Source organism: Actinoplanes sp. NPDC048791 (assembly GCF_040650095.1).
In the GTDB taxonomy this organism is placed as follows: Bacteria; Actinomycetota; Actinomycetes; order Mycobacteriales; family Micromonosporaceae; genus Actinoplanes.
Genome location: NZ_JBEZGQ010001702.1, coordinates 1 through 1,119 on the forward strand (window position 1 = coordinate 1; position 1,119 = coordinate 1,119).

General features: G+C 75.6%; 3 protein-coding genes. 2 read left to right on the plus strand and 1 reads right to left on the minus strand.

The genetic code is table 11. The features are described from left to right. Positions 1-151: AAA family ATPase (locus tag AB0C29_RS49760; protein ID WP_360835568.1), on the minus strand; the 151-nt coding region annotated here is incomplete at its 3' end. Between the two features lie 149 nt (positions 152-300). Between AB0C29_RS49760 and AB0C29_RS49765 the strand changes: the two genes are divergently transcribed. Continuing rightward, entirely contained in the window at positions 301-603 is a 303-nt protein-coding gene (locus AB0C29_RS49765) for a hypothetical protein (RefSeq protein ID WP_360835564.1), read from the plus strand. Between the two features lies 1 nt (position 604). Continuing rightward, positions 605-1,119 (plus strand): FAD:protein FMN transferase (locus tag AB0C29_RS49770; RefSeq protein WP_360835566.1); only part of this gene is annotated, 515 nt, incomplete at its 3' end.

A 1,119-nucleotide genomic window follows, 5' to 3' on the forward strand; every position in this document is an offset into this window, starting at 1 on the left:
GCCGGGTCGCCTCGCCGGCCGCCCAGCCCAGCAGGGTCGACTTGCCCACGCCGGCCTCGCCGCGCAGCGCGAGGGCACCGCCCTGCGCGGGCAGGGCGTCGAGCAGGCGTGCGAGCCGTTGCTGTTCGGCCTGCCGTCCGAAGATCTCCACCGCACCTCCGAGAACGGGCCGGCACCGGGAACCTTACCGGTCCCTTGTTACGTCACCGGTTCACAGAAAGAGCCCAGCCGGGCCACAGGCCACGGCGAGGTCGGCACGGCACATTGGTTGAGTCGTCAACAAATGAGGGGGACGATCCGATGGACCGGGACAAGGCACTACGCCGCACGTCGGCGCTCACCGGGGTGCTGGTCGCAGCCGGCCTGGCCGGGACACTCGGGGTGGGCCTGGCCGCCCGGGCCGCCGACTCCACCGAGAAGACCACCCCCGCGACCGGCAGCTCGACGGCCACCGGAAGCGGCACCGAGAGCGCCACCGACAGCGCCACCGAGAGCGCCACCGAGAGCGCCACCGACAGCGGCAGCGGCTCGACCGGCACGGACGCGCCGTCGCTCTCCGGCGGCAGCGACGGCTCCGGCCAGGCCACCTCCGGAGGGTCGTGACATGCCGCTGATCGAGACCCTGCCGATCGGGGCGGACACCGCCCAGTGGTCCGTCTGGGGCACGGTGGCGCGCGTCGTCGTCACCGAGCCGGCCCTGCTCACCCGGGCCACCGCGGTCGTCGAGGCCGAGCTGGCCGCGGTCGACGCGGCGTGCAGCCGGTTCCGGCCGGACTCCGAGCTCTCCCTCGCCGGCCGTGCCGGTGGCCGTCCGGTGATGGTCAGCCCGCTGCTCGCCGACCTGGTCGGTGCCGCCCTCGAAGCCGCCCGGCAGACCGGCGGCGACGTCGACCCCACGATCGGCGCCGCGCTGTGCGGTCTCGGCTACGACCGGGACTTCGCCGCCGTCACCGGGCGCGCGGTCGCCCCGGCCGTCCGGGTCTTCGCCACCCCGGACTGGCGATCGGTGCAGCTGCACGACCGCGAGCTCACCGTGCCGGACGGCGTCCGGCTCGACCTCGGTGCGACCGCCAAGGCCGCCGCCGCCGACCGGGCCGCCCGGCTGGTGGCCGTCCGGCT

Coding starts and splice junctions, on each gene's coding strand:
- AB0C29_RS49765 (WP_360835564.1), top strand. CDS start 301: ATGGACCGGGACAAGGCACTACGCCGCACGTCGGCGCTCACCGGGGTG.